Origin of the sequence: Streptomyces sp. NPDC046915, assembly GCF_040644935.1 — a bacterium.
GTDB lineage: Bacteria > Actinomycetota > Actinomycetes > Streptomycetales > Streptomycetaceae > Streptomyces.
Map to the genome: position 1 here is coordinate 533,420 of NZ_JBEYXB010000001.1, position 22,039 is coordinate 555,458.

General features: G+C 70.8%; 18 protein-coding genes and 1 pseudogene. 14 read left to right on the forward strand and 5 right to left on the reverse strand.

The genetic code is table 11. The features are described 5' to 3' along the window. Window positions 1-129 precede the first annotated feature (129 nt). From ABZ915_RS02360 to ABZ915_RS02380, 5 genes are all read left to right on the forward strand, one after another. Complete coding sequence (locus tag ABZ915_RS02360; protein WP_361794407.1) at window positions 130-1,326, forward strand: PP2C family protein-serine/threonine phosphatase; 1,197 nt, start codon at window positions 130-132, stop codon at window positions 1,324-1,326. Between the two features lie 130 nt (window positions 1,327-1,456). Further along, window positions 1,457-2,626, forward strand: coding sequence for a hypothetical protein (locus ABZ915_RS02365; RefSeq protein ID WP_361794410.1), 1,170 nt, complete (start codon window positions 1,457-1,459; stop codon window positions 2,624-2,626). Further along, window positions 2,607-3,311 carry a hypothetical protein gene (locus ABZ915_RS02370; RefSeq protein ID WP_361794413.1) on the forward strand — a complete coding sequence of 235 codons (705 nt, stop codon included), beginning with the start codon at window positions 2,607-2,609 and terminating at the stop codon, window positions 3,309-3,311. Before ABZ915_RS02365 ends, ABZ915_RS02370 begins: the two co-directional genes overlap by 20 nt. 86 nt (window positions 3,312-3,397) lie before the next feature. Further along, on the forward strand, window positions 3,398-4,249 hold the full coding sequence (locus ABZ915_RS02375; protein WP_361794416.1) for a PaaX family transcriptional regulator C-terminal domain-containing protein: 852 nt from the start codon (window positions 3,398-3,400) through the stop codon (window positions 4,247-4,249). A 166-nt stretch (window positions 4,250-4,415) separates the two neighbouring features. Further along, a complete protein-coding gene (locus tag ABZ915_RS02380; RefSeq protein WP_361794419.1) occupies window positions 4,416-6,020 on the forward strand; it encodes an MFS transporter in 1,605 nt (534 codons plus the stop codon). A gap of 31 nt (window positions 6,021-6,051) precedes the next feature. Here ABZ915_RS02380 and ABZ915_RS02385 read toward each other — a convergent pair whose 3' ends face one another. Next, window positions 6,052-6,849 carry an SAM-dependent methyltransferase gene (locus ABZ915_RS02385; RefSeq protein WP_361795765.1) on the reverse strand — a complete coding sequence of 266 codons (798 nt, stop codon included), beginning with the start codon at window positions 6,847-6,849 and terminating at the stop codon, window positions 6,052-6,054. A gap of 243 nt (window positions 6,850-7,092) precedes the next feature. On the opposite strand from ABZ915_RS02385, the gene ABZ915_RS02390 reads away from it, so the two are divergent. Further along, window positions 7,093-7,884 carry a polysaccharide deacetylase family protein gene (locus ABZ915_RS02390; RefSeq protein ID WP_361794422.1) on the forward strand — a complete coding sequence of 264 codons (792 nt, stop codon included), beginning with the start codon at window positions 7,093-7,095 and terminating at the stop codon, window positions 7,882-7,884. A gap of 10 nt (window positions 7,885-7,894) precedes the next feature. On the opposite strand, the gene ABZ915_RS02395 is transcribed toward ABZ915_RS02390, so the two are convergent. The 3 genes from ABZ915_RS02395 to ABZ915_RS02405 all read right to left on the reverse strand — a co-directional run bounded on the left by ABZ915_RS02395 (window position 7,895) and on the right by ABZ915_RS02405 (window position 10,186). Beyond that, window positions 7,895-8,065 carry a hydrophobic protein gene (locus ABZ915_RS02395; RefSeq protein WP_361794425.1) on the reverse strand — a complete coding sequence of 57 codons (171 nt, stop codon included), beginning with the start codon at window positions 8,063-8,065 and terminating at the stop codon, window positions 7,895-7,897. Between the two features lie 116 nt (window positions 8,066-8,181). Beyond that, entirely contained in the window at window positions 8,182-9,027 is an 846-nt protein-coding gene (locus tag ABZ915_RS02400) for an SGNH/GDSL hydrolase family protein (protein ID WP_361794428.1), read from the reverse strand. Between the two features lie 307 nt (window positions 9,028-9,334). Further along, on the reverse strand, window positions 9,335-10,186 hold the full coding sequence (locus ABZ915_RS02405; RefSeq protein WP_361794431.1) for an RNA polymerase sigma factor SigF: 852 nt from the start codon (window positions 10,184-10,186) through the stop codon (window positions 9,335-9,337). Between the two features lie 222 nt (window positions 10,187-10,408). Between ABZ915_RS02405 and ABZ915_RS02410 the strand changes: the two genes are divergently transcribed. The 3 genes from ABZ915_RS02410 to ABZ915_RS02420 all read left to right on the forward strand — a co-directional run bounded on the left by ABZ915_RS02410 (window position 10,409) and on the right by ABZ915_RS02420 (window position 13,928). Continuing rightward, on the forward strand, window positions 10,409-11,152 hold the full coding sequence (locus tag ABZ915_RS02410) for a hypothetical protein (RefSeq protein WP_361794434.1): 744 nt from the start codon (window positions 10,409-10,411) through the stop codon (window positions 11,150-11,152). Between the two features lie 123 nt (window positions 11,153-11,275). Beyond that, entirely contained in the window at window positions 11,276-12,334 is a 1,059-nt protein-coding gene (locus tag ABZ915_RS02415; RefSeq protein WP_361794437.1) for an ABC transporter permease, read from the forward strand. Between the two features lie 61 nt (window positions 12,335-12,395). Further along, window positions 12,396-13,928 carry a CYTH and CHAD domain-containing protein gene (locus ABZ915_RS02420; protein WP_361794440.1) on the forward strand — a complete coding sequence of 511 codons (1,533 nt, stop codon included), beginning with the start codon at window positions 12,396-12,398 and terminating at the stop codon, window positions 13,926-13,928. Between the two features lie 30 nt (window positions 13,929-13,958). Here the strand turns inward: ABZ915_RS02420 and ABZ915_RS02425 are convergent, their stop codons facing one another. Next, complete coding sequence (locus ABZ915_RS02425; protein WP_361794443.1) at window positions 13,959-14,885, reverse strand: YhjD/YihY/BrkB family envelope integrity protein; 927 nt, start codon at window positions 14,883-14,885, stop codon at window positions 13,959-13,961. A 261-nt stretch (window positions 14,886-15,146) separates the two neighbouring features. Between ABZ915_RS02425 and ABZ915_RS02430 the strand changes: the two genes are divergently transcribed. From ABZ915_RS02430 to ABZ915_RS02450, 5 genes and pseudogenes are all read left to right on the forward strand, one after another. After that, window positions 15,147-16,463: a hypothetical protein gene (locus tag ABZ915_RS02430; RefSeq protein ID WP_361794446.1), complete on the forward strand. Its 1,317-nt coding sequence runs from the start codon at window positions 15,147-15,149 to the stop codon at window positions 16,461-16,463. A gap of 147 nt (window positions 16,464-16,610) precedes the next feature. Then, window positions 16,611-18,188: a CBM35 domain-containing protein gene (locus ABZ915_RS02435; RefSeq protein ID WP_361794449.1), complete on the forward strand. Its 1,578-nt coding sequence runs from the start codon at window positions 16,611-16,613 to the stop codon at window positions 18,186-18,188. 404 nt (window positions 18,189-18,592) lie between these two features. Beyond that, window positions 18,593-19,524 (forward strand): annotated as a pseudogene (locus ABZ915_RS02440) (VOC family protein). Window positions 19,525-19,531: 7 nt separating this feature from the next. After that, complete coding sequence (locus tag ABZ915_RS02445; protein WP_361794451.1) at window positions 19,532-20,458, forward strand: fumarylacetoacetate hydrolase family protein; 927 nt, start codon at window positions 19,532-19,534, stop codon at window positions 20,456-20,458. Between the two features lie 98 nt (window positions 20,459-20,556). After that, entirely contained in the window at window positions 20,557-22,035 is a 1,479-nt protein-coding gene (locus ABZ915_RS02450; protein ID WP_361794454.1) for a glutamate--cysteine ligase, read from the forward strand. The last annotated feature ends 4 nt before the right edge of the window (window positions 22,036-22,039 follow it).

Here is a 22,039-nt window from a genome sequence, read left to right on the forward strand (position 1 = left end):
GGCACCGCAGGCTGGATCTCTTGTGGAGACCGTGTGCCAGGAGTCCCGTGTGCGCAGGCCGCATGAGCCGAGCCGTCAGGCATGTCGTCCGCCCGCCGACCCGAGGCCGGCCGCGTCCGGGAGCGCCGGGTGAGGCACGGGCATACCTCCCACGCGGACCGTCACGGGTCGCCGGCGGGCAGCACGGCGCGGACCCGGCTGCCCGCTCCCCCGGCGTGGCTGCGCCGGCTTCCGGTGCTGTACGTCGTGGCCGTGCTGCTGCTCGAACCCGTCACGCCGGTGGAGTGGCCGGTGAGCTTCGCGCTGATCGCCCTGCCTCTGGTGGCCGCCTTCGCCCACGGAGCCGTCGTCGTCGGCTGCACCACGGTGTTCGCCGTCCTCTTCCAAGGCGTGCTGGCCGGCACCCCCTGCTGTGCCGGCCGCTCCGTCGGCTACCAGTGGGACCGCCACTACGTGGCCGCCTACGTGTGCACCGCCCTGGTGGGCGCCCTCGGCACCATCCTGGCCGCTCACCGCGTCCGCCGGGAGCGCACGCTCGCCGATGTGCGCTTCGTGGCCGACATCGCCCAGCGGGTCCTGCTCAGACCCGTCCCGCACCGGATCGGCGACATCCGGCTGGAGAGCTTCTACCTCTCCGCCGCCGCGGAAGCACACATCGGCGGGGACCTCTACGAGGCCGTCCCCACCGCGTACGGAGTCCGGCTGCTCATCGGGGACGTCCGCGGCAAGGGCCTCCTCGCGGTCGAGACCGCGGCCGCGCTGCTGGGGGCGTTCCGCGAGGCGGCCCACGACGAACCCGACCTGCCCGCCCTGGCCGAGCGCCTGGAGACGAGCATGTCCCGCAGGGCGACGCAGTTCGCCGGGAGCGAGATGAGCGAACGGTTCGTCACCGCCGTCTTCGCCGAGCTACCCGCCGACGGCCGCCACGTCCGCGTCGTCAACTGCGGCCATCCGCCCCCGCTGCTCATCCGCACCGACGAGGTGCTCGAACTCGACAGCGGCCGGTCGGCTCCGCCGCTGAACCTCGGCGTGCTCGTGGGCGCCCCGTTCCACGTCGACACCTACCCCGTCCGCCGTGGCGACCAGCTCCTGCTCTACACGGACGGCGTCACGGAGACCCGCGACCCGGCCGGCTCCTTCTACCCCCTCCTCCAGCGCCTCCGCTCCTGGGGCCCCGTGCCGCCCCGAGACCTCCTGGACCGCCTCCACCAGGACCTGCTCGCCTACAGCCACAACCGCCTCCAGGACGACACCGCCGCCCTCACCGCCTGGCTCCCTCCCGGCCCCCCGACGGCCGGGCCGAGCGGGAGCGACGGGCCGGGATGACGGCGGGGCCCCGCTCAGGTGTCGCGGGGCGACGTACCGGTGTGTGCGGCGCATCCCGGCGGGGAAGGTGGCAAGGACGGTGCGGGGGCCGTCGAGCGGGCGCGCCGCACGTTTCGGGGGGAGCGCGACAATGGAATACACCGTGGTCACACTGGGACCGTCCGGGGCCGGGAAAACCGTGTACCTGGCCGTGCTCTGGCAGGTTCTGCGGCTCCAGCACCACCGCCTGGGCTGCTACCTGACCCTCGACGACGTGGAGTTGGAGCAGCGCCTCAACCGCGCCTACCGGGAGGTGGCCGGCCCCGGGGAGTGGCCGCTGTCGACCGACGGCTCGGAGTTTCCCGAGTGGACCTTCTCGGTCAGAGTGCGCAGTCAGCACGGGCAGTTCACCGCCATGCGCGTCCGCTATCTCGACTACGCGGGTGACCGGCTGACCGACCCTCAGGAAGGCAGCCCAGCACAGCGGCGTCTGGACGCGACCATGCGTGACGCCGATGCCTTGCTCGGTCTGCTGGACGGCCGCAAGGTGCTGAGGATGATGCAGGGCGACGCCGGGTTCCTCGACGAGGACATGTCCCGGGTGTTCGGCCTGATGCAGGGGTGCAACGGCCCCATCCACTTCGTCATCACCAAATGGGACCTCCTGGCGGGCCACTACTCGCTCAAGCGCGTCCGCGAACGGCTCATGGAACACCCCGACTTCCACACGCTGGCCACGAGCCGGCAGTCGTGGCAGACGGCGGGCATGCCGGTCCCGCCCGGACGCGTTCGGCTGATCCCGGTCAGCTCGGTGGGGAACAGCTTCGCCTTCCTCGGGGCGGACGGCGCCATGCACAAGAAGGCCAACGCCCGCCCGGACCCGCTCAACGTGGACGTGGCCTTCGCCGCCGTGCTGCCCGACCTGCTGGCCAACGCCGTCTCCGTGCTCAAGGCGGAGGCGGAGGCGGAACGACGGATCGCCCGTGGCGAGCAGGACAACATGGTCCCGCAGTTCGTCCGCACCGTCGCCTCGGCGCTCGCCGCCCCCGCGCAGTCCCTGCTCGCCACCCGTGGCGTGCAACTGCCGGTGCAGACCCTCGCGGCGTTCATGGCGGCCACTGCCGGAGCCGCCGCCGGACTGATCAGGCTGCCACCGAGCGAACTGCGCAAGGCACGGCGTCTGCAGAAGACGTTCCGCAGGCGCAGTGTCAACGCGGTGCGGGACGAGGCCTCCGCCGCACAGTTCGTCACCCACAGACTGGTGGAAGTACTGACGGAGTTCGAGAGGAGTCCCGAGAACGATGGGTCGAACCTCAGCTGACCCGGACCGGCCCGTCCTCTTCTGGCCGTTCCTGATCAGCCGCGGCAGGACCGCGACGTACCGGGTGGTCGTCGCCCCGGACTTCCTGTGCGAGGCCGGGCTGGCCGGCGTGCTCTGGGACCTGGCGGGCGGCAGCCTCACCGAGCGGGGGCAGGCCCGGTACCGGGTCGTCTCCAGCCGGGCGGGCGGAAGCTTCGTGATCATGTTCCGGGTCCTGCTGCCCGAGCCGGGGAGCGACCGGGGATCAGGCACCCCGCCGCGCGACGAACACGGCCGGCGCATCCCGGTCATCACGGGGGTCGTCGAACGGGGCGCCGCCTTCACCGCCGGGACGGGCGTGGCCGTACTGGACGAGGCCCACGACCGGTGCCTGCCGGCCCTGCGCACCTTCTGGGACGCGGACCGTGCGATGCCGCCCCGCCCGTCCCCCGCGTTCAGCGCTCCACGACGGGCCGGAGCAGCGCTCACCTGGCAGGAACTGCCGCCCTACGAGGTCCCGGACGAGGGGCCCACTCCACCCGGCGCCGGGCGACGGGACGACGGACCCGGCGCCGCCGGACCCGGGAAACCGCCAGCGGCGGCACAAGCGCAGGACACCGGCGGCAGTCGCAGGATCGCGATGGCCGGGCTGGCCGTCGGCATCGCGGCCGCCGGCGCGGTGGTGCTCCGCGGCTGCGGCAGGTGACCGGGCGGCACCTGCGGCGCACGAGCCCGACCGCAACCGGTGGGCCCCCCGCCGTCGTCCCGGCGGTTCGCCTCTAGGCTTGGCCCGTGACCAGCTTCGATCAGGCGGGCAGCGCTCCCAGGCCGCAGTCGCTGATGCTGAGCTTCTTCGGCATCCATGTCCTCGGCCGGGACACCGCCCTGTCGTCCAGCAGCCTGATCGACGTGTTCGCACAGGCCGGGATCACCGAAGAGGCCGTACGGTCCACGCTCACCCGGATGGTCAAGCGCGGGCTGCTCGAACGGCACAGGCGAGGCCGCAAGACGTACTTCGGACTGACCCCGCGCGCCGTCGGTGTTCTACAGGAGGGGCACGACCGGATCTGGCACACCGGGGCCGTCAACCGGACCTGGGACGGCACCTGGACCCTGGTGGGCTTCTCACTGCCGGAGGCCTGGCGCAGCGAGCGGCACGATCTGCGGTCCCGGCTGGTGTGGAACGGGTTCGGCCCGCTCCAGAACGGCCTCTGGGTGGCGCCCGGCACGGTGAACGTGCCCGAGGTGGTGGCGGACCTCGGCCTCGACTCCTGTCTGCGCGTGTTTCAGGGGGCCGTGGCCGGTGCCCCGACCGAGGCGCGGACCGTACTCCGGACGGCGTTCGACGTCGAGGCCATCGCCAAGGGCTACGAGGAGTTCCTCGCCCGCTGGGGCGCGGATGCCGGCCTCCCGGACAGCGGCGACGAAACAGGCGCGCTCGTACGGCAGTTGCTGCTGCACACCGACTGGCTGGGACTGGTGCGCCAGGACCCGCATCTGCCCGCCGAGCACCTGCCCGAGGACTGGCCGGCGGGTCGGGCGGAGCGGGTGTTCCAGACGCTGGCGCGACGCTACGAGGCACCGGCCCGGCGGCAGGCGGCCGACACCTTGGACATGATCACCTCGGACGGGGCGCAGGAGTAGGTCTTCCGCGCACGGCGACCGGGCCCGCGGCCGAGTTCAGGCGCGGGCCCGGTTCGGCATGCCCGCGAACCGCTCGCACGTCGATCGACATTGGGCACTCTATTGACCGTGGTCGAAAAACTGCCCTACATTCACCGGCACACCCGCCGCTCACAGGGGAGCCCACGTGTCGACAGCAACGACCACGCACTCCGATGCCTCCGTCCGCGGACCGTCCAAAGGGCTGCCCGTCGGCACCCTCGTCGCCGGCTGTTTCGCCGTCTGCCTGGCCCAGATCGCCCTCGCGATGCCGGCCACCCTCAACGGCCTCTTCCAGGAGGACCTGCACCCCATAGGCTCACAACTGACGTGGATCTCGGACGCGTTCCTGCTGCCCGTCACCGTCCTGGAGCTGACCTTCGGCGTCCTCGGCGACCTCTTCGGACGCAAGCGGCTGCTCGTCGGCGGTGGTGCCCTGCTCGTCGTGGGTGAGGCCGTCGCCGCCGCGAGCAACGGCATCCACATGCTCTGGGTCGGCCAGATCATCGCCGGTCTGGGCGCCGCGGCCCTGTTCCCGACCTCGCTCGCCGTGATCGCCGCGGGAACGCACACGGCCCGCGACCGCGCCCGGGCGATCACCATGTGGGCCGCCGCCCTGTCCAGCGGCGGATTCGTCGCTCCCGTGCTCGGCGGCATCACCGGCAACTACGGCTCCTGGCGCTGGGCCTTCGTCGTCGTCACCGCACTGGCGCTGGCCAGCACCGTGCTCAGCCAGTTGCTGGCACAGAACTCCAGTGCACCCGAAGGGCGTTCACTCGACCTCGCCGGGCAGATCACCATCGGCGTCGGCATGTTCGCCCTGCTGTACGCGGTGATCCAGGGCCCGACGGACGGCTGGTCCGCGACACCGGTGGTGATCGCGTACGTCGTGGCCGCCGTCTTCATCGGGCTGTTCCTCGTCGCCGAACGGCGCGCCGCCTCCCCGCTGCTGCGCCTGGACCTGTTCACCAACCGGGCGTTCGCGGTGGCGTCGTTCGTGGCCGTGGTCGGCATGTTCAGCTACCTGGGCACCGCCTACGCCACCAGCATCCGGCTCGGCCCGATCCAGCACCAGAGCCCGCTGCGCGGCTCCTTCGCCTTCATTCTGCTCAACTGCTGGACACTGCTGCTGCTGCCGCTGATCTCGCGACTGCTGGAGCGGGTGAGCGCACGCTGGGTGCTCGGCTCCGGGCTGGCGCTGATGGCCGCGGGAGACTTCACCGCCGCCACCCTGTCCGTCGACGACCGTGCCCTGACCTCCCTGATCCTCCCCATCGGCCTGGTCGGCATCGGTTTCGCGCTCACCGTCTCCTCCATCACCGCGACCGCCGTCAACACGGTGGAGGTCCACTACGCGGGCATGGCCAGCGCGTCCACGAGCCTGCTGCGCGACTTCGGTTTCACTCTCGGCCCCGCCGTCATCGGGGCGATCGCCCTCAGTCACGCGGCCGACGAGTTCAACCAGAAGCTGGCCGCCTCCCACCTCGGGGCCCAGGTCAAGGCGGCGGCCGGTCAGGTAGCGGCCGAAGGCGGACCGCTCGCCGTCAACTCGGTGCCCCCGGCCTCGCCTCCCTCGGGCGCCGGCCCCCTCGCCCTGGAAGCCCTCGGCAACGGTTACACCATCGGCTACGTCGTCTGCGGCATCGCCGCCCTCGCCTGCTGCCTCCTCAGCCTGGTCGCCCTGCGCGGCACGGGCGGCGACGAGGAGGCCAAGGCCGGCATCACCGAGGAGGAGGAGCCCGCGGCGGCCTGAACACCACCGCACCCGTCGCCGCCCCGTGCGTTCAGCCGGCCTTGCGGGCCACGCCCCCGTAGAAGCCGATCTCGCCGGAACGGGGCGGTGGCGGGGTGTCCGGGCGCCAGAACGGAACCTGGGCCAGGCCGGGTTCGAGCAGTTCGAAGCCGTCGAAGAAACGCTCGACCTCGGCGCGGGACCGCAGGTTGAGGGTGGCGGTGGCGTTGTTGTAGACGGCCTGGGCTCCGCTGCGGTCGGCGAAGTCGCTCGTGGCGTGCGACAGCACCAGGAAGCTGCCGGCCGGCAGCGCGTCGCGCAGGGTGGCGACGATCCGCTCGGGCTCCTCGGCGTCGGTGAGGAAGTGCAGCACGGCGACCAGGAGCAGGGCGACGGGCTCGTCGAAGTCGATGACCTGGCGGACGTCGGGGTGGTCCACGACGGCCCGCGGGTCACGCAGGTCGCCGAGCACGATGCTGGTGGTGCCGGCGCGGTTGAGCAGCGCGTTGCCGTGCGCGCTCACGATCGGATCGTTGTCGATGTACGCCACGCGCACGTCCGGCGCCGCTTCCTGGGCGATCTCGTGCACGTTCGGCGAGGTGGGCAGCCCGGTGCCGATGTCGAGGATCTGACGGACGCCGCTGCCGACCACGTACCGGACGGCGCGCCCCAGGAAGGCACGGTTGGCCTGCACGCCGATGCGCACCTCGGGCGCCGCGTCGGCGAGTGCGTCGCCCGCCTGGCGGTCCACGTCGTAGTTGTCCTTGCCACCCAGCAAGTAGTCGTAGATCCGCGCAGGATGCGGCCTGCTGGTGTCGATCTCCTGTGTGTGGAAGCCGTCCTGCGTCACCTTGCGCTCCTCTCGGCGGACCGCCACCACGGCCCCCTCGCCCGCGAACGGATCACGACAGTTTCCCACACCAACTACCGTGCTCATGCCGCAAGTTCCTGGGAACTCCCGGGCGCCCCCAGGAGTTCTCGTGACCGGACGTCCGCGGAATTGTCCGTGGTTCGTAACAGGCGGATCCCTTGGTGCTCTTCTTCCGTCCTGATCAATGCACGAGTCGACAGAGACGGTGAGGGCGGGGCGCACATGGCACGGCATGGCGGACGGGGATGGCACGCTCGGGTGCTCGCGGCGGCGCTCGGTGTGACGGCGCTGGCCGCCGCCACCTCCGCGTGGACCGCGCAGGCCGGTTCGACCGGGGCGCAGGACGCACGCTCGGGTGCCTCGCACCACGGTGCGGCGGACGCCGGGTCGCAGGGCGGCGAGGGGAAGCCGGTGTCGGTGGAGATCGCCCACGCCTCCGACCACGGCGACCGGGGGGTGAACATCACGATCGACGACGGCCCCGACCCGACCTGGACGCCCCAGGTGCTGAAGGTGCTGAAGGACAACGGCGTGAAGGCCACGTTCTGCATGGTGGGCACGCAGGCCCAGGCGCACCCCGACATGGTCAAGGCGGTGGTGGCGGCCGGGCACCGGCTGTGTGACCACACGGTCTCCCACGACACCACCATGGACCGCAAGTCCGAGGCGTACCAGTCACAGCAGATCCTGGACGCCGAGAAGATGATCATCAAGGCCTCCGGGGGTGTCCGGCCGCTGTACTACCGGGCCCCGGGCGGCGCGTTCACCCCCTACAGCCGCAAGCTCGCCGCCTCGCACGGCATGCGTCCGCTGGGCTGGAACGTCGACTCCAAGGACTTCGAACGTCCCGGTACGGAGGCCATCGTCACCACCGTCAAGAGCGAGGTCTCCAACGGCCCGACGCTCCTCTTCCACGACGCGGGCGGCGACCGTTCCCAGACGGTCGCCGCCCTGCGCGAGATCCTGCCCTGGCTGAAGCAGCAGGGCTATTCCTTCGGCTTTCCCGTGCGCTGAGCCCGGAGGGTCACCAGCGATACCAGCGGCCCCTGCGGCCGCCGGTGTCCGCGGTGCGGACCACGAAGCCCAGCAGCCAGACGACCAGCACGATCACGGCGATCCACCACAGCGCCTTGAGCGCGAAACCCGCGCCGAAGAGGACCAGAGCCAGCAGCAGAACGAGAAGCAGGGGAACCATAGTTATCAACCTCCGTCGCTCCTGGTGCCCGGCGAACGGGGGAACACACAGCCGATTCACCTGGTTTCTTCACCGCTTCTGCGGGCACCGGTCGGAGATCCTTCACCGGCGTGGAGTCAGCCGAGTCCCAGGGTGGTGAGGGTCTGCTGAGCCATGTGTGACTCACCGAGGGCGTTGGGGTGGACGGGGACGATGTTGGTGCCGAAGAGGAGCGGTTCGATCCAGCGGGTCCCGACGGCCGCGCAGGCGTCGTGCCCCTCGGACGCCTGGGAGAGGTCCACGAAGGTGGCACCGGTCTCCTCGGCGGCCCGCTCGACGACGGCGTTGAGGTGCGCCTCCATGCCGCGCAGATAGGGCACGTCGCCCGAGGCGATCGGCAGCTTCGCGTAGCAGGACGGGTCGGCGGTGGCGGGCACGATCCACGGGTAACCCAGCACCGCCACCTCGGCGTCGGGCGCCGCTGAACGGACGCTGCCCAGGGCGGTCTTCAGCGCGGGGTAGGTCTTCTCGTCGATCTGGTCGTCGAACGAGCTGCCGTTCTGGTCCTTGCAGGGGCTGCCCTTTCCGCCGCTGAGGACGCCCGCCGTGCCGCAGGCCAGCACGGCGTTGATGAAGGTGCCGTTGTCGTTGCCGCCGACCGTGAGCGTCACCAGGTCGGTGTCCGGCCCGAGGGCGTCGATCTGCGGCGGTACTCCCGGGTACTGGGCCCCGGTGAAGTCCTTGGTCTGCGCGGCACCGCAGCTGACGTCGGTGAGGCCGGCGCCGGTCCGGGCGGCGATGACGTGGGGGTAGTTCGCCGTGGAGCGCAGGCACAGCAGGTTGGTGAGGTCGATGGGCAGTACTCCGGAAGCGGCGCTGTAGCTGTCGCCCAGGGCGGCGTATCGCAGGGGCGTGGTGGCGTGTGCGGCGGGAGCCGTGAGGCTGAGGGCGACGGCACCCACGGCCGCGACTGACGCGGTCATGACATGACGAAGGGCATGCATCGGCGTATGCTCTCTTCTCGGAAAGTGGACGCGGCGCCCGCGGGCATGGCAGTGCCCGCAGGCGTACTCAGAGCGGGAGTTCAGCGACTCGAGCAGCGAAAATGCCGAGGAGCGCGCGAGGTTACCGCACGTACCTACTGATAGGTAATGTGCGACCACTTGGACACCGCGTCAACGTTGTTGACCGCACTTCTTCAATCCCGCACGCAATGCGCCCACGCCGAACGGGCCGGCCTCCGGGTACACACCCCGGAGGCCGGCCCGTGACCCGGCGGACCGAGCGGGACTAGCCGGTCGTCAGAAGCCCCTCGCGCAGCCTTGCCAAGGTGCGGGAGAGCAGGCGGGAGACGTGCATCTGGGAGCAGCCGAGACGGGCACCGATCTCTGCCTGGGTCAGTTCCTCGACGAAGCGCCAGTGCAGGATCCGCCGATCGCGTTCGCCGAGGGCGGCGACGAGCGGTGCCAGGGCGTGGAAGTCCTCCACCAGCCCGAGCGCCGCGTCCTCGGAGCCGATGAAGTCGGCCAGTACGCTCTCGCCGTCCTCGCTGTTGTTGATCGCGGCGTCGAGGGAGGAGGCGTTGTAGCCGTTGGAGGCCAGCCGGGCCTCGATGACCTCGTCCTCGCTCAGGCTCATCAGCTCCGCCAGTTCCGTGGCGGTGGGTGTCCGGCCCATGCGGCTGCGCAGTTCCTCGGTGGCGCGCGCCAGTTGGACGCGGGCCTCCTGGAGGCGGCGGGGCACATGCACGGCCCAGGAGGTGTCGCGGAAGAACCGCTTGATCTCACCGACGATGTAAGGCACCGCGAAGGAGGTGAACTCCACCTCACGGGACAGCTCGAACCGGTCGATCGCCTTGATCAGACCGATCATCCCCACCTGGACGATGTCCTCCATCTCCTCCGGACCACGGCTGCGGAAGCGGCCGGCCGCGAAGCGGACGAGGGACATGTTCATCTCGATGAGTGTGTTGCGCGCGTACTGGTACTCGCGCGTGCCCTCCTCGAGGACCGTCAGCCGGTCGAAGAAGAGCCGGGAGAGTTCACGTGCGTCCTTCGGTTCCACAGCGGTCGGCTCGGCGATCTCCGGCAGTGCGACCGTTACCTGCTGACCGGTGTTCCTGACCGTCGCGACCGTCATCATGCCCCTTCCCCCGTCGGAGTCTCCGACGTGTGTTCGTATGAGCGGCGGCTACCCGGCCCTGCCGCGGATATGCAGCGTGTGCGCGGCCCCGTTTACCGATTGCCGGGCACGACTCACAGCCAAATGGGTGTACTCGCCCGTATCATCTGTCGCCCAAAGAGACTTAGTGCGTCGTCCGAAGGGACGCAGTCACCGGTCATGACCTGAGGAGAGTGCCGCCACATGCCCGAGAACACCACTCCCGCCACCGAACTGACATCGCAGTACATCACCCAAGTAGCCTCGGATCTCGAGCAGAACGTGAAGGAGCAGGAGCGCGTCAGTGAGGAAATCACCGCGCTCCAGGAGCAGTTGGCCGTTCTTCAGCACGACCACACGGTCCTCGTGAACATGCGGCAGGCCCTCGGCACATCCGCGGCGCCCGTTCAGCCGGCGGCCACGTCCGGCACAGCGGCAAAGACCGAGGCCCCTACGGCGGAGCCGGCCGCGAAGAGCGCGGCCAAGCGGACGCGCGGCAAGGAAGCCACCGCCGGCCGGGCGCGGCGCAAGTCCGCGAAGCCGGCCGTCAAGAAGCCGGCCGGCGCACCCGCTGCCGCCAAGAAGTCCGCCACCACACCCCCGGCCGCGAAGAAGTCGGCCACCACTCCACCGGCCGCCAAGAAGTCGGCGACCACTCCCCCGGACGCCAAGTCCTCGCAGCCCAAGCTGATCGAGCTCGTCCGCGCCCAGCTCGCCGGGCAGAAGGAACCCCGTTCCGCGGCGGAGGTCGCCACCACCCTCGGCGACGCCCACCCCGGACGGGACATCAAGGTGACGGTCGTACGTTCCACCCTCGAGAACCTCGTCGCCAGGAACCAGGCCCAGCGCAGCAAGCAGGGCACGTCCGTCTACTACACCGCCACGGAGGCCGCCCCGGAGACCAAGGCTCCCGCCGGCGACACCCAGCCCGAACCGACCGGCGCCTGACCGGCCGGAGGGGTCGAGCACCGCGAGCGGGAGGCCTCCGAGGAGACGAGGATCGCGGGCAGCCGCACGGCACCTGACGCGGCGCCGCGACCACCGCCCGGCACATCATCTAGCGTGGGCACTATGCCCGATCTGCCGCGTGGTGTTCACGGCCGCCCGCCCACCCCCGCGGAGCGCTGGGCCGCTTTCCGGGAGAGTCCCTTCCTGCCCGCGACGGTGCTGGTGCTGATCATCGCCGCGGCGGCCGGACTCTTCGCCGGCTCCTACACGTACGCCATGGCCAACCCGACCCCGCACACCATTCCCTCCGCGGTGGTCGGCGCCTACGACGGAGAGCGGGGCCGGCGTTTCATCACCGGGATGGAGCAGGCGCTGGACACCTCCCTGCGACTGCACCCCTACGCCACCCGGAACGCCGCGAAGGAGGCGGTGGACGAGCAGCAGGTGTTCGCCGTGCTCGATGTTCCCTCCTCCGGTTCCCCGGTCACCGTGGACGTCTCCGGCGCGTCCGGGGCGACGGTCGCCCAGGTGCTGGCGGAGGCGGCGGTGAAGGTCGGCACGGCCACCGGCGTACCCGTCGTGGTCCGCGACCTCAAGCCGTTGCAGCGGGGCGACCCCCGCGGCCTGGCCATCTTCTACATCTCGCTGGCGGCCGTGATCATCGGCTTCGTCGGCGCCATCCAGCTGAGCGTGCACGCGCGGGCACTCGATCCGCTGGAGCGCATCGCCGTCACCGCCGTGTACGCCCTGCTCGGCGGCTTCGCCATCGCCGCGGTGGTGGACTGGCTGCTGGGGTCGGTGGACCTGCCGTTCACCGAGTCCTGGCTGATCCTGGCGCTGACGATGTTCACCACCGGCATGGTCTTCACCATGTTCAACACCATGATGGGGCGCTGGGCCATGCTGCCCACCTGGGGGCTGATGGTCCTGCTGGGCAATCCCTCCTCGGGCGGTGCCGTCTCCTGGCCGCTGCTGCCCTCCCCGCTCGGCACCGTCGGCCGCTGGCTGCCGCCCGGGGCCTCGGTGAACGCCCAGCACACCGCCGTGTACTTCGCCGGTCACCAGCACGCCTTCCCGTTCCTGGTCCTGGCGGGCTGGGCAGCCGTCTCCGTGGCGGTCTTCTGGATCTGGCGGCGCCGCCACCCCGGCGGCCGGCCGGCCCCCGCACACGCGGGCTCCTGAAGAGTTCACGGTACGAGCTTCGTACGGGTTTGATGTGGTCGATCGCGTCAAGGTGGACTGCATGGGCCAGTCGACACGAGAGATCGAACGCAAGTACGCGGCACCGGCGGCGGACGACATGTCGTGGCTGTCCGACCTGGCCGGTGTGGAGACCGTCGCGTCGCTCGTCGACCGCGGGGTGCAGGACCTGGACGCCGTCTACTACGACACCGCCGATCTGCGGCTGGCGCGCAGCTCGGCGACGCTGCGACTCAGGACGGGAGGCACGGACGCCGGCTGGCACCTCAAGCTGCCGCTGGCCGGCGACAGCCGCGAAGAGATCCACAGTCCGCCGGCCGACGAGGTGCCGGAGGAACTGCGCGAGCTGGTGCTGGCCCGGACCCGCGGTGCGCCGCTCCGGCCGGTGGTACGCATCCGCACCACGCGCTCCGTGCGTGAGCTCGCCGGCACCGGGGGCGGCGTACTCGCCGAGCTGTGCCTGGACACGGTCCGGGCCGACTCGCTCCTCGATGAGGACGGGCACGCCGTGTGGACGGAGATGGAGGTGGAGCTGGCCGAGGGCGGCGACCCGGCGCTCCTGGACGACGTGGAGAAGGTGCTGCACGAGAACGGCGTGGACCGCGCGCCGTCCCCGTCCAAGCTCGCCCGCGCACTGGCCGAGACGACACCGGCGAAGGAGGCCGCCCCGGAACCGCACACGGAGGTCGTGCCCGGTTCGGCCGGCGAGCAGGTGTACACGTACCTGCGCACCCAGGCGCGGACGCTGGTGGACCTCGACCCGGCCGTGCGTCGCGGCGCGCCCGACTCGGTGCACCGGATGCGTGTCGCCTGCCGCCGCCTGCGCGGCGCGCTGCGGTCCCACCGCCCGGTCCTGGACCGCGAGGTGGTCGACCCCCTCCGCGGTGAGCTCAAGTGGCTGGCCGGTGAGATGGGTGCGGAGCGCGACCACGAGGTGCTGGCCGACCGCCTGAGCACGGGCGTGCGCGAGCTGCCCGACGAGCTGGTCCTCGGCCCCGTAGCCGCACGTCTGCGGGCGTGGGACGTGGCACAGCGGGACGCGACCCGTCGGCGCACCCTCGCCGCACTGGACTCGCCCCGCTACCTGGCCCTGCTGGACCGGCTCAGCGAGCTGACCACTCGCCCACCGCTGCGCGCCAAGGCCACCCGTATGCCGAAGAAAGTGATGGCCAAGGCGCTCACGAAGGAGTTCGAGCGGCTGCGGCGGCGGATGGACCGCGCGTTGGAGACGCCTCCGGGGCCGGAACGCGACACCGCCGTCCATGAGGCCCGCAAGGCGGCCAAGCGGCTGCGTTACGCCGCCGAGACGGCCCGCCCCGCCCTGGGCAAGCCGGCCCGGCGTCTCGGCAAGCGTGTCAAGGCCGTGCAGAAGGTGTGCGGCGACCACCACGACGGTGTCGTGGCCCGGGACATGCTCCGCCGGCTGGCCGTCGCGGCGAACGCGGCGGGTGAGACCGGGTTCACCTGGGGCCTGTTGCACGGTCAGGAACGGGCCGCCGGCCGCGCCCGGGAGCAGCAGTTGCCGGTGGTCTGGCAGCGGGCCTCGGCTCCGCGTCTGCGCAAGGCACTGCGGTAAAGGCACCGCGACCGCCGGAGGGACGCCTGGTCACTGGTGCTTGTTGCGCGGGTGGGGGAGTTGCTCGCGCGCGCTGCGCCAGCTCGACCGCGCCTGCTCGACCACGTTGTCCCACTGACGGCGGACCTCGTTCTCCGACGGTTCGAGCCCCTGCTGGATACGGGCGAGCTCGTCGCGTACCTCCCGTCCCACCGCGGCGGACGCCACGACGACGAGCATGACGCCGAAGAGCGCCGAGATCATCGCGAAGACGGCGCCGACGGTTCCGTAGCGTGCGGCGTAGGTGTTGAACAGCCGCGGCAGGTAGACGGCCGCCCCCACCGAATAGACGGCGATCAGCACCGCCGCCAGGACACCGAAGGGCAGCAGGTCCCGCCCGCCGATCCGCTTCGCCGAGAGGATCCAGCCGCTCCAGACGAGGAAGAGGGCGGTCAGCGGCACCTCGCAGGTCGCGGCCGCCAGGCCCAGCCGTCCTGGGGGCAGGACCGCGTAGACCCACCCGACGGCCACCGCGTAGACGATGACGGACAGCAGCCATTCGAGGCCGTTGCGCGTGTTGCGCACGCTGAGCGGCTTGAGGTCCCAGGCCTGTTCGAACAGTCGCTGTGCCGCGCGCGCGAAGCTGAGGGCGGAGATCACCAGGAACACGGACCCGACGGCACCGATGCTGCTGGATTCCCCGCTCGGGGAGGAGAAGAGGTCCTTGACCGCTTCGGCTCCCTCACCGGTGAGGCCGCACCGGCTGATGATCTCGTCCGAGATGTCGTTGCTGAGGACGTCGCCGAAGACGGCTCCGGCCAGGATGCCGAGCGGAATCAGGGCGGTCAGGGCACTGGAGGCCAGGGCCATCGAACGGTCGAATCCCACGATCCGCTGGAACCGGTAGACCACCCGCAGTGCGAACGCGGGGCGCAGCCAGAACGTCAGTGTTCTGATGACGCGTTCGCGGCGGATCACGGCGCGAGCCTAACGGGCGGTCGGCCGGCGGTGCCGGAAGACGCGGGCCGGCTCACCCGGGTGCCCGGAAACCCGGGTGAGCCGGTCGGCGGGAGGGTGGGTCAGCCGCTGCTGACGCCGATGGTGAGGGTTGCCTCGTAGCCGTCCGAGACGCTGGAGCCGGGCGCCGTGAGGGTCAGCAGTCCTGTTGGCGGCGTACGGGGACAGCTTCTGCACCTCGGCGTTGATGTCCGGGTCGAAGAAGAACTCAGGAGGCCGCCGATGGAGAAGCCGCCCGTATTCACCCCGGAGGAGATCGCCCGCTTCCGCGTGGAGCTCGCGGCGCGCCGCGCGCCCGGCGCGTACGAGCCGGGCCGCTGGTCGGTCAGTCCGCTCAACCGCCGTACGGACGTGACCGGTTCACCGCCCTCGTCGGTGCGGCTGCGGGACGCGACCCTGCGTTCCGTGGAGACGCTGCCGGGGGTCGTCGCGTCCACCGAGGCGAAGGAGGCGTTCCTGCGCCGGCTGGTGGGCAGCGGTGTCCCGGAGGTGGTCACGGCGGGACTCGGCGGCCGGGACGACCCGTCGATCAGGGCCGAGGTGGACCTGGTCAAGGACGAGAATCCCGACTGCCGGGTGGTGTGCCCGCTGATGCGTTCCGCCGGGGACATCGACCGGGCCGCGGCGGCGGGGTACGACGCCGTCCAGGTGTGGGTGCAGGGCTTCGGCGAGGCATCGCTGATCTATCAGGCGCCGGTCCACGACCGCGCATGGCGCGGCGAGGAGTGGCGCACCGAGGACACCCCGCGCGACCGGGCCGCCGTACTGGCCCGCGCCGCTCGGCTCGTGGAGTACGCGCGCGGCCGGGGCCTCGACGTCGTCGTGCCGTTGCTGATGGTGTCGTACGCCACCGAAGAGTCCCACGCGCAGTCGGTGACCGTGCTCGCCGAGGCCGGTGCCACCGAGTTCACCCTCTTCGACGGGCCGGGCGCGATGAGCCCCGAGGCGTACGCGCATCTGGTGCGGCTGACCCGCACCGTCGCTCCGGGCGTGGCGGTGGGGCTGCCCCCGCACAACACCTTCGGCCTGGCCGTGGGCTGTGCGGTCGCCGCGGTCCGCGCGGGCGCGACGGCGGTCGAGCTGTCGGTCAACGGCTACTGCGGCGGCCCCGGCAACGCGGACCTGGCGGCGACCGCCCTGGCCTTCGAGGCGCTCCACGGCGTACGTACGGGCATCAGGACCGAGCACCTGACGGAACTGGCCCGTATCGGCGAGGAACTGACGAGTCATCACACCACCTGGAACCATCCTGCACAACTGCCTGGAGCCGACCCTGGTGGGCAACGCCCTTACCGCGCCGTTCACTTCACACAGCGGCCCCCACACACTGGCCGACAAGCTCGCCGAGGCGGGCGTCGATCTCTCACCCGCCGAGGTGGCCGACGTACTGGCCCGCGCGAGGAAGGTGATGGCCGACGAGCAGCGCCTGCTGACCGACGAGGAGTTGTCCGCGCCGGCACGAGGAAGGTGGTGAACCCCTGGGCGGCACCCCCCGGGTTCGTGATGATCGATGATCGAGTTCATGATGGTGAACTCTGATCATGTGCACGTCTATTGACGCATACATGGCGCAAGCCTAGCTTCTGGGGAAAGCGCTTTCTGTGCCGGCGGCGGGAAACTCCGGCACAGCGCGCGTTCACGCACTCGAACAGACCCATGTTGCCGCACACGACCTGGAGACGAACGATGCACCTCAGACCAGTCATCGCGTCCATCGGCCTGCTGGCCGGCACAGTCGTCGCGCTGTCCGGCACCACCGCGCAGGCCGCGACCACACGTTACGAGGCCGAGAGCTCCCCTTCGGTCTGCACCGGCACCATCGACTCCGACTGGACCGGCTACTCCGGCGGCGGATTCTGCAACGGCACCAACGCGAGCGGCGCCTACGCGCAGTTCACCGTGAACGCCGCCACCGCCGGCACGGCGACAGTGAACATCCGCTTCGCCAACGGAACCACCAGCGCACGCCCGGCCGACCTCATCGTCAACGGCTCGACCGTGCAGAGCCCGTCCTTCGAGGCCACGGGCGCCTGGTCGACCTGGGCCACCAAGACCCTGACCGTGTCGCTGAAGGCGGGCAGCAACACCATCCGCCTGAACCCCACGGCATCGGGCGGCCTGCCCAACATCGACTACCTCGACGTGGAGACCAGCGGCAGCACGACCCCGCCGACGAGCGGCGCGCTGTACGTCGCGCCGAACGGCACCGACGGCGCGGCCGGCACGCAGTCCGCGCCGACCACGCTCACCTCGGCGATCAGCCGCATCGCCGCCGGCGGCACGATCTACATGCGGGGCGGGACGTACACCTACTCGTCGACGGTCACCATCCCGGCCGGCAGCAACGGCACCTCCAGTGCCCGCACCACCCTGTCCGCCTATCCGGGTGAGACACCGGTGCTGAACTTCTCGGCGCAGAGCGAGAGTTCGTCCAACCGGGGCATCCAGCTGAATGCCGACTACTGGCATGTCTACGGCCTCACCGTCGAGCACGCCGGTGACAACGGGATCTACGTCGGCGGCAGCAACAACGTCATCGAGCGCACGGTGACGGCGTACAACCGCGACACGGGGCTGCAACTCGGCCGGATCTCCTCCAGCACCCCGAGCAGCCAGTGGCCGTCCAACAACCTGATCGTGAGCGCCGAGTCGCACGACAACGCCGACTCCGACGGCGAGGACGCCGACGGCTTCGCGGCCAAGCTCACCACCGGTACCGGGAACGTCTTCCGTTACGACGTCTCCCACAACAACATCGACGACGGCTGGGACCTCTACACCAAGACCGACACGGGCGCCATCGGCCCGGTGACCATCGAGTACTCCCTCTCCTACAACAACGGCACCCTCTCCGACGGCACCGTGAACGCCAACGGCGACCGCAACGGCTACAAGCTCGGCGGCGACGACATCGCGGTCAACCACGTCGTCCAGCACAACATCGCCTACCACAACGGCCATCACGGGTTCACCTACAACAGCAACCCCGGCACGATGACCGTCTCGAACAACGTCGGCATCGACAACGCCCAGCGCAACTTCTCGTTCGACACCGGCACTTCGGTGTTCCGGAACGACACCTCGTGCCGGTTCGCCGTGAGCGGCTCGAACGACAAGACCATCGGCGACGCGGACAGCTCGAACCAGTTCTGGACCGGCTCGAACGGCTCCCGCTGCTCCTCGTACAGCGGCGCGCTGGGCTGGTCCTACGCCGCCGACGGCCACCTCGTCGTGACCTTCGGCGGGACTCAGGTGACGCCGTAACCCGCTCCTCGCGGCTCGCGTCTCCGGCGCATCCACCGGGTGGATGCGCCGGATAGGGGATCCGGATGACGCGGAGGGTGGGCGGCGGTCCTGGAGTCGCCCTGGGGTCTCAGCCCCGGCCCGCATCATCCAGCCCGTCCGGCGTTTGAGGACGAGGCCCGTTCAGGGCCGATGCGGGGGTCTGGGGGGCGGCAGCCCCCAGCGACCGGGCGGCGGCCCGTTCCGTCACCCCGCCTGCACGGCGGCGCCGACTTCCGCGGCCTTCTGCCGCAGCCAGATGATGGCGGGCCGGCTCAGCCCGATGCGCTCAGTGGGCGCCCTGCGCGCCGCCGGCCTGCCCGACGCCGACTTCCACGCCGTCCGGGGCGGCAACGCCGCCGCCCTTCTCTTCGAGAAGTGACACCATGCGCCTGCTGACCCATCTGCGGCACGTCGACCTGGCGGTTCCCGACTACGACAAGCAGCTCGACTTCTACGCCGGTGTCTGGGGCCTGACCAAGGCCGAGGAGGACTCCGGGATCTCCTTCCTGGCCGCCAAAGGCTCCCCCGAGCGGTACGTGATCCGGCTGCGCAAGGCCGAGGAGAAGCGCCTCGACCTGGTCTCCTACGGCGCGGCGAGCGCGGCCGATGTGGACGTCCTGGCGGAGCAACTGCTCGCTGATGGAGTGCGGTTGATCTCCCGGCCGGGCAAGGTGGACACCCCCGGCGACGGTTACGGCTTCCGCTTCTTCGACGTCGACGGACGCACCATCGAGGTGTCCGCCGACGTCGAGGTCCGGCAGCACCGCAGGATCGAGGAGAAGGAGTCGATCCCGGTCAAGCTGTCGCACGTCGTCCGCAACTCGCCGGACCTCGACAGGACCCGGCAGTGGTACGAGCGCCACCTCGGCTTCCGGCACTCCGACACGCTCAGCTCGCCGTACGTCGGTGACGTCATGCACTTCATGCGGATCAGCAACCAGCACCACTCCATGGCCATCGCGAAGGGCCCGCACACCTCCCTGCACCACGTCTCCTTCGAGATGCGCGGCATCGACGAGTACATGCGGGGCTCCGGACGTGTGATGCGGGCCGGCTTCCGGAAGGTGTGGGCCCGGGCCGGCACATGGCGGGTGACAACACCTTCACGTACTTCCTCGACCCGCACGGCAACACCGTCGAGTACACGACGGAGCTGGAGCCGCTGGCCGAGGACACCTGGCACCCGCACGTGTACGACTTCTCCCGGCCCGAGGTCACCGACCAGTGGGGCACGGCCAACCCGATGAACGAACTGGTCGCCAAGGAGTCGTTCAACGACGCCGACCGCGGCGTGTTCGTCGCCCCGCCGGGGTGAGGCGGCCATGCGCATAGCCACCTACGTCCACGCGGGACGGCGTCGGTGCGGTGTCGTCGAGGACACCCTCGTACACCCCCTGCCGGACGGCACCTCACCCCTCGATGCCGTCGGAGTCCGCCCGACGGGCCCCGCCGTACCCCTCGCCGACGTGCGTCTGCTGTCGCCCCTGGAGCCGCCGAGCATCCGTGACTTCGTCGCCTTCGAGGAGCACGTCGAAGGCGTACGGCGATCCGTGGACGGGGCCTGCGGTGTGCCGGCCGCCTGGTACGACGCCCCGGCCTCGTACTTCACCAACCCCTGCGCGGTCATCGGTCCGTACGACGACGTGCCCGTTCCCCCGGGCTGCCGGGTCCTCGACTTCGAACTCGAGGTGGCCGCGGTCATCGGACGCGAGGGCCGCGACCTCACCCCCGGACAGGCCCGCGACCACATCCTCGGCTACACGATCCTCAACGACTGGTCCGCCCGCAACCTCCAGTCGGCGGAGATGAAAGTGGGTCTCGGTCCCTGCAAGGGCAAGGACACCGCCACCACCCTCGGCCCGTACCTCGTCACCGCCGACGAGCTGGAGGGGTTCCGGGACCGGGAGGGCTTCCTGCGGCTGGCGCTGACCGCCGAGGTCAACGGCGAGGTGGTCGGCGAGGACCTGCTGTCCAACATGAGCTGGACGTTCGAGGAGATGGTCGCCTACGCCTCCCGCGGCACGCGGGTGCGCCCCGGTGACGTCCTCGGCTCGGGCACCTGCGGCAACGGCGGCTGCCTCGCCGAGCTGTGGGGCGTGCGCGGCGGACAGGATCCGCCGCCGCTGAAGCCCGGCGACACCGTCACCCTCACCGTCGAGGGCATCGGCACCGTCTCCAACACCGTGGTCGCCGGTGCGGAGCCGGTACCGCTGCCGACCGGCCGCCGCCGCGCCCGGGAGCGGCCGTGAGCGACCTCCGCCCCTGGTGAATCCCGCCTGGTAAGGGGCGGCTGGTGGTGCGACGCTGGGGGGAGAGGTGTTCGCGGAGGGGGAAGCCGGGAGGACCGATGGGACGGGACGTTCCGGCGCTGGTCTTCACGCGCGAGGACCGCCGCCGGTACCGGGTCAAGATGCAGGAGTGCCTCGACGCGTTCGCGCAGATGCTGCGCGAGTCACGGTTCGAGTCCGAGCGTCCCCAGGTGGGGCTGGAGATCGAGCTGAACCTGGTCGACGACCGGGCGGAACCGGCGATGCGCAACATCGATGTGCTGGAGGCGATCGCGGACCCCGCCTGGGCCACCGAGCTGGGCCGGTTCAACCTGGAGATCAACATTCCGCCCCGCCGTCTGACGGCGGGCGGCCCCGACTCCTGGGAGTCCGAGATCCGCGCCGCGCTGAACCATGCGGAGGAACGCGCCAGGTCGGTCGGCGCGCATCTGATCATGATCGGCATCCTGCCCACCCTCAGGCACGCGGACGTGGGCGAAGGAGCCCTGTCGGAGAACCCGCGCTACCGGCTCCTCAACGACCAGATCTTCGCGGCCCGGGGCGAGGACCTGCTCATCGAGGTGGACGGCGCCGACCGACTGCGGACCTACGCGGACACGATCACCCCCGAGGCCGCGTGCACGAGCACCCAGTTCCACCTCCAGGTCTCCCCGGAGGAGTTCGCCGGCTACTGGAACGCGGCACAGGCGATCGCCGGCATCCAGGTCGCGCTGGCGGCCAACGCGCCGTTCCTGTTCGGCAAGGAGCTGTGGCACGAGACCCGTATCCCGCTGTTCGAGCAGGCCACCGACACCCGCCCGCAGGAGATCAAGGTGCAGGGGGTACGGCCCCGGGTGTGGTTCGGCGAAGGGTGGATCAACAGCGTCTTCGACCTCTTCGAGGAGAATCTGCGCTACTTCCCGGCGCTGCTGCCCCTGTGCGACGAGCAGGACCCCACCGAGACGCTGGACCGCGGCGACATCCCCCAACTGGCCGAGCTCACGCTGCACAACGGCACCATCTACCGCTGGAACCGCCCGGTCTACGCCGTCGCCCACGACAAGCCGCACCTGAGGGTGGAGAACCGCGTACTGCCGGCCGGCCCGACCGTCGCCGACACCCTCGCCAACGGCGCCTTCTACTACGGGCTCACCCGCGCCCTGGTGGAGGAGGAGCGGCCGGTGTGGTCGCGGATGTCCTTCTCGGCCGCCGAGGACAACCTGCACACGGCGGCCCGGCACGGTATCGAGGCACGCCTGTACTGGCCCGGGATGGGCGAGGTCCCGGCGTCCGAACTCGTCCTGCGGCGACTGCTGCCGCTGGCGCACCGGGGACTGATGCACTCCGGCATGGACGAGGCCTGGCGGGAGCCGCTGCTGGGCGTCATCGAGCAGCGGTGCGTCACCGGCCGCAACGGAGCGGTCTGGCAGAAGGAGATGTTCCACCAGATCGACGAGGCCGCCCATACCGGCCGCCACGAGGCCCTGCGGCGGATGACGCAGCAGTACATCGACTACATGCACCTCAACGCCCCGGCACACACCTGGCCGGTCGACTGAGCAG

Coding starts and splice junctions, on each gene's coding strand:
- ABZ915_RS02420 (WP_361794440.1), top strand. CDS start 12,396: ATGGGCCAGTCGACACGAGAGATCGAACGCAAGTACGCGGCACCGGCG.
- ABZ915_RS02450 (WP_361794454.1), top strand. CDS start 20,557: ATGGGACGGGACGTTCCGGCGCTGGTCTTCACGCGCGAGGACCGCCGC.
- ABZ915_RS02410 (WP_361794434.1), top strand. CDS start 10,409: ATGCCCGAGAACACCACTCCCGCCACCGAACTGACATCGCAGTACATC.
- ABZ915_RS02435 (WP_361794449.1), top strand. CDS start 16,611: ATGCACCTCAGACCAGTCATCGCGTCCATCGGCCTGCTGGCCGGCACA.
- ABZ915_RS02415 (WP_361794437.1), top strand. CDS start 11,276: ATGCCCGATCTGCCGCGTGGTGTTCACGGCCGCCCGCCCACCCCCGCG.
- ABZ915_RS02390 (WP_361794422.1), top strand. CDS start 7,093: ATGGCACGGCATGGCGGACGGGGATGGCACGCTCGGGTGCTCGCGGCG.
- ABZ915_RS02405 (WP_361794431.1), bottom strand. CDS start 10,186: ATGATGACGGTCGCGACGGTCAGGAACACCGGTCAGCAGGTAACGGTC.
- ABZ915_RS02400 (WP_361794428.1), bottom strand. CDS start 9,027: ATGACCGCGTCAGTCGCGGCCGTGGGTGCCGTCGCCCTCAGCCTCACG.
- ABZ915_RS02395 (WP_361794425.1), bottom strand. CDS start 8,065: ATGGTTCCCCTGCTTCTCGTTCTGCTGCTGGCTCTGGTCCTCTTCGGC.
- ABZ915_RS02445 (WP_361794451.1), top strand. CDS start 19,532: ATGCGCATAGCCACCTACGTCCACGCGGGACGGCGTCGGTGCGGTGTC.
- ABZ915_RS02365 (WP_361794410.1), top strand. CDS start 1,457: ATGGAATACACCGTGGTCACACTGGGACCGTCCGGGGCCGGGAAAACC.
- ABZ915_RS02370 (WP_361794413.1), top strand. CDS start 2,607: ATGGGTCGAACCTCAGCTGACCCGGACCGGCCCGTCCTCTTCTGGCCG.
- ABZ915_RS02430 (WP_361794446.1), top strand. CDS start 15,147: ATGGAGAAGCCGCCCGTATTCACCCCGGAGGAGATCGCCCGCTTCCGC.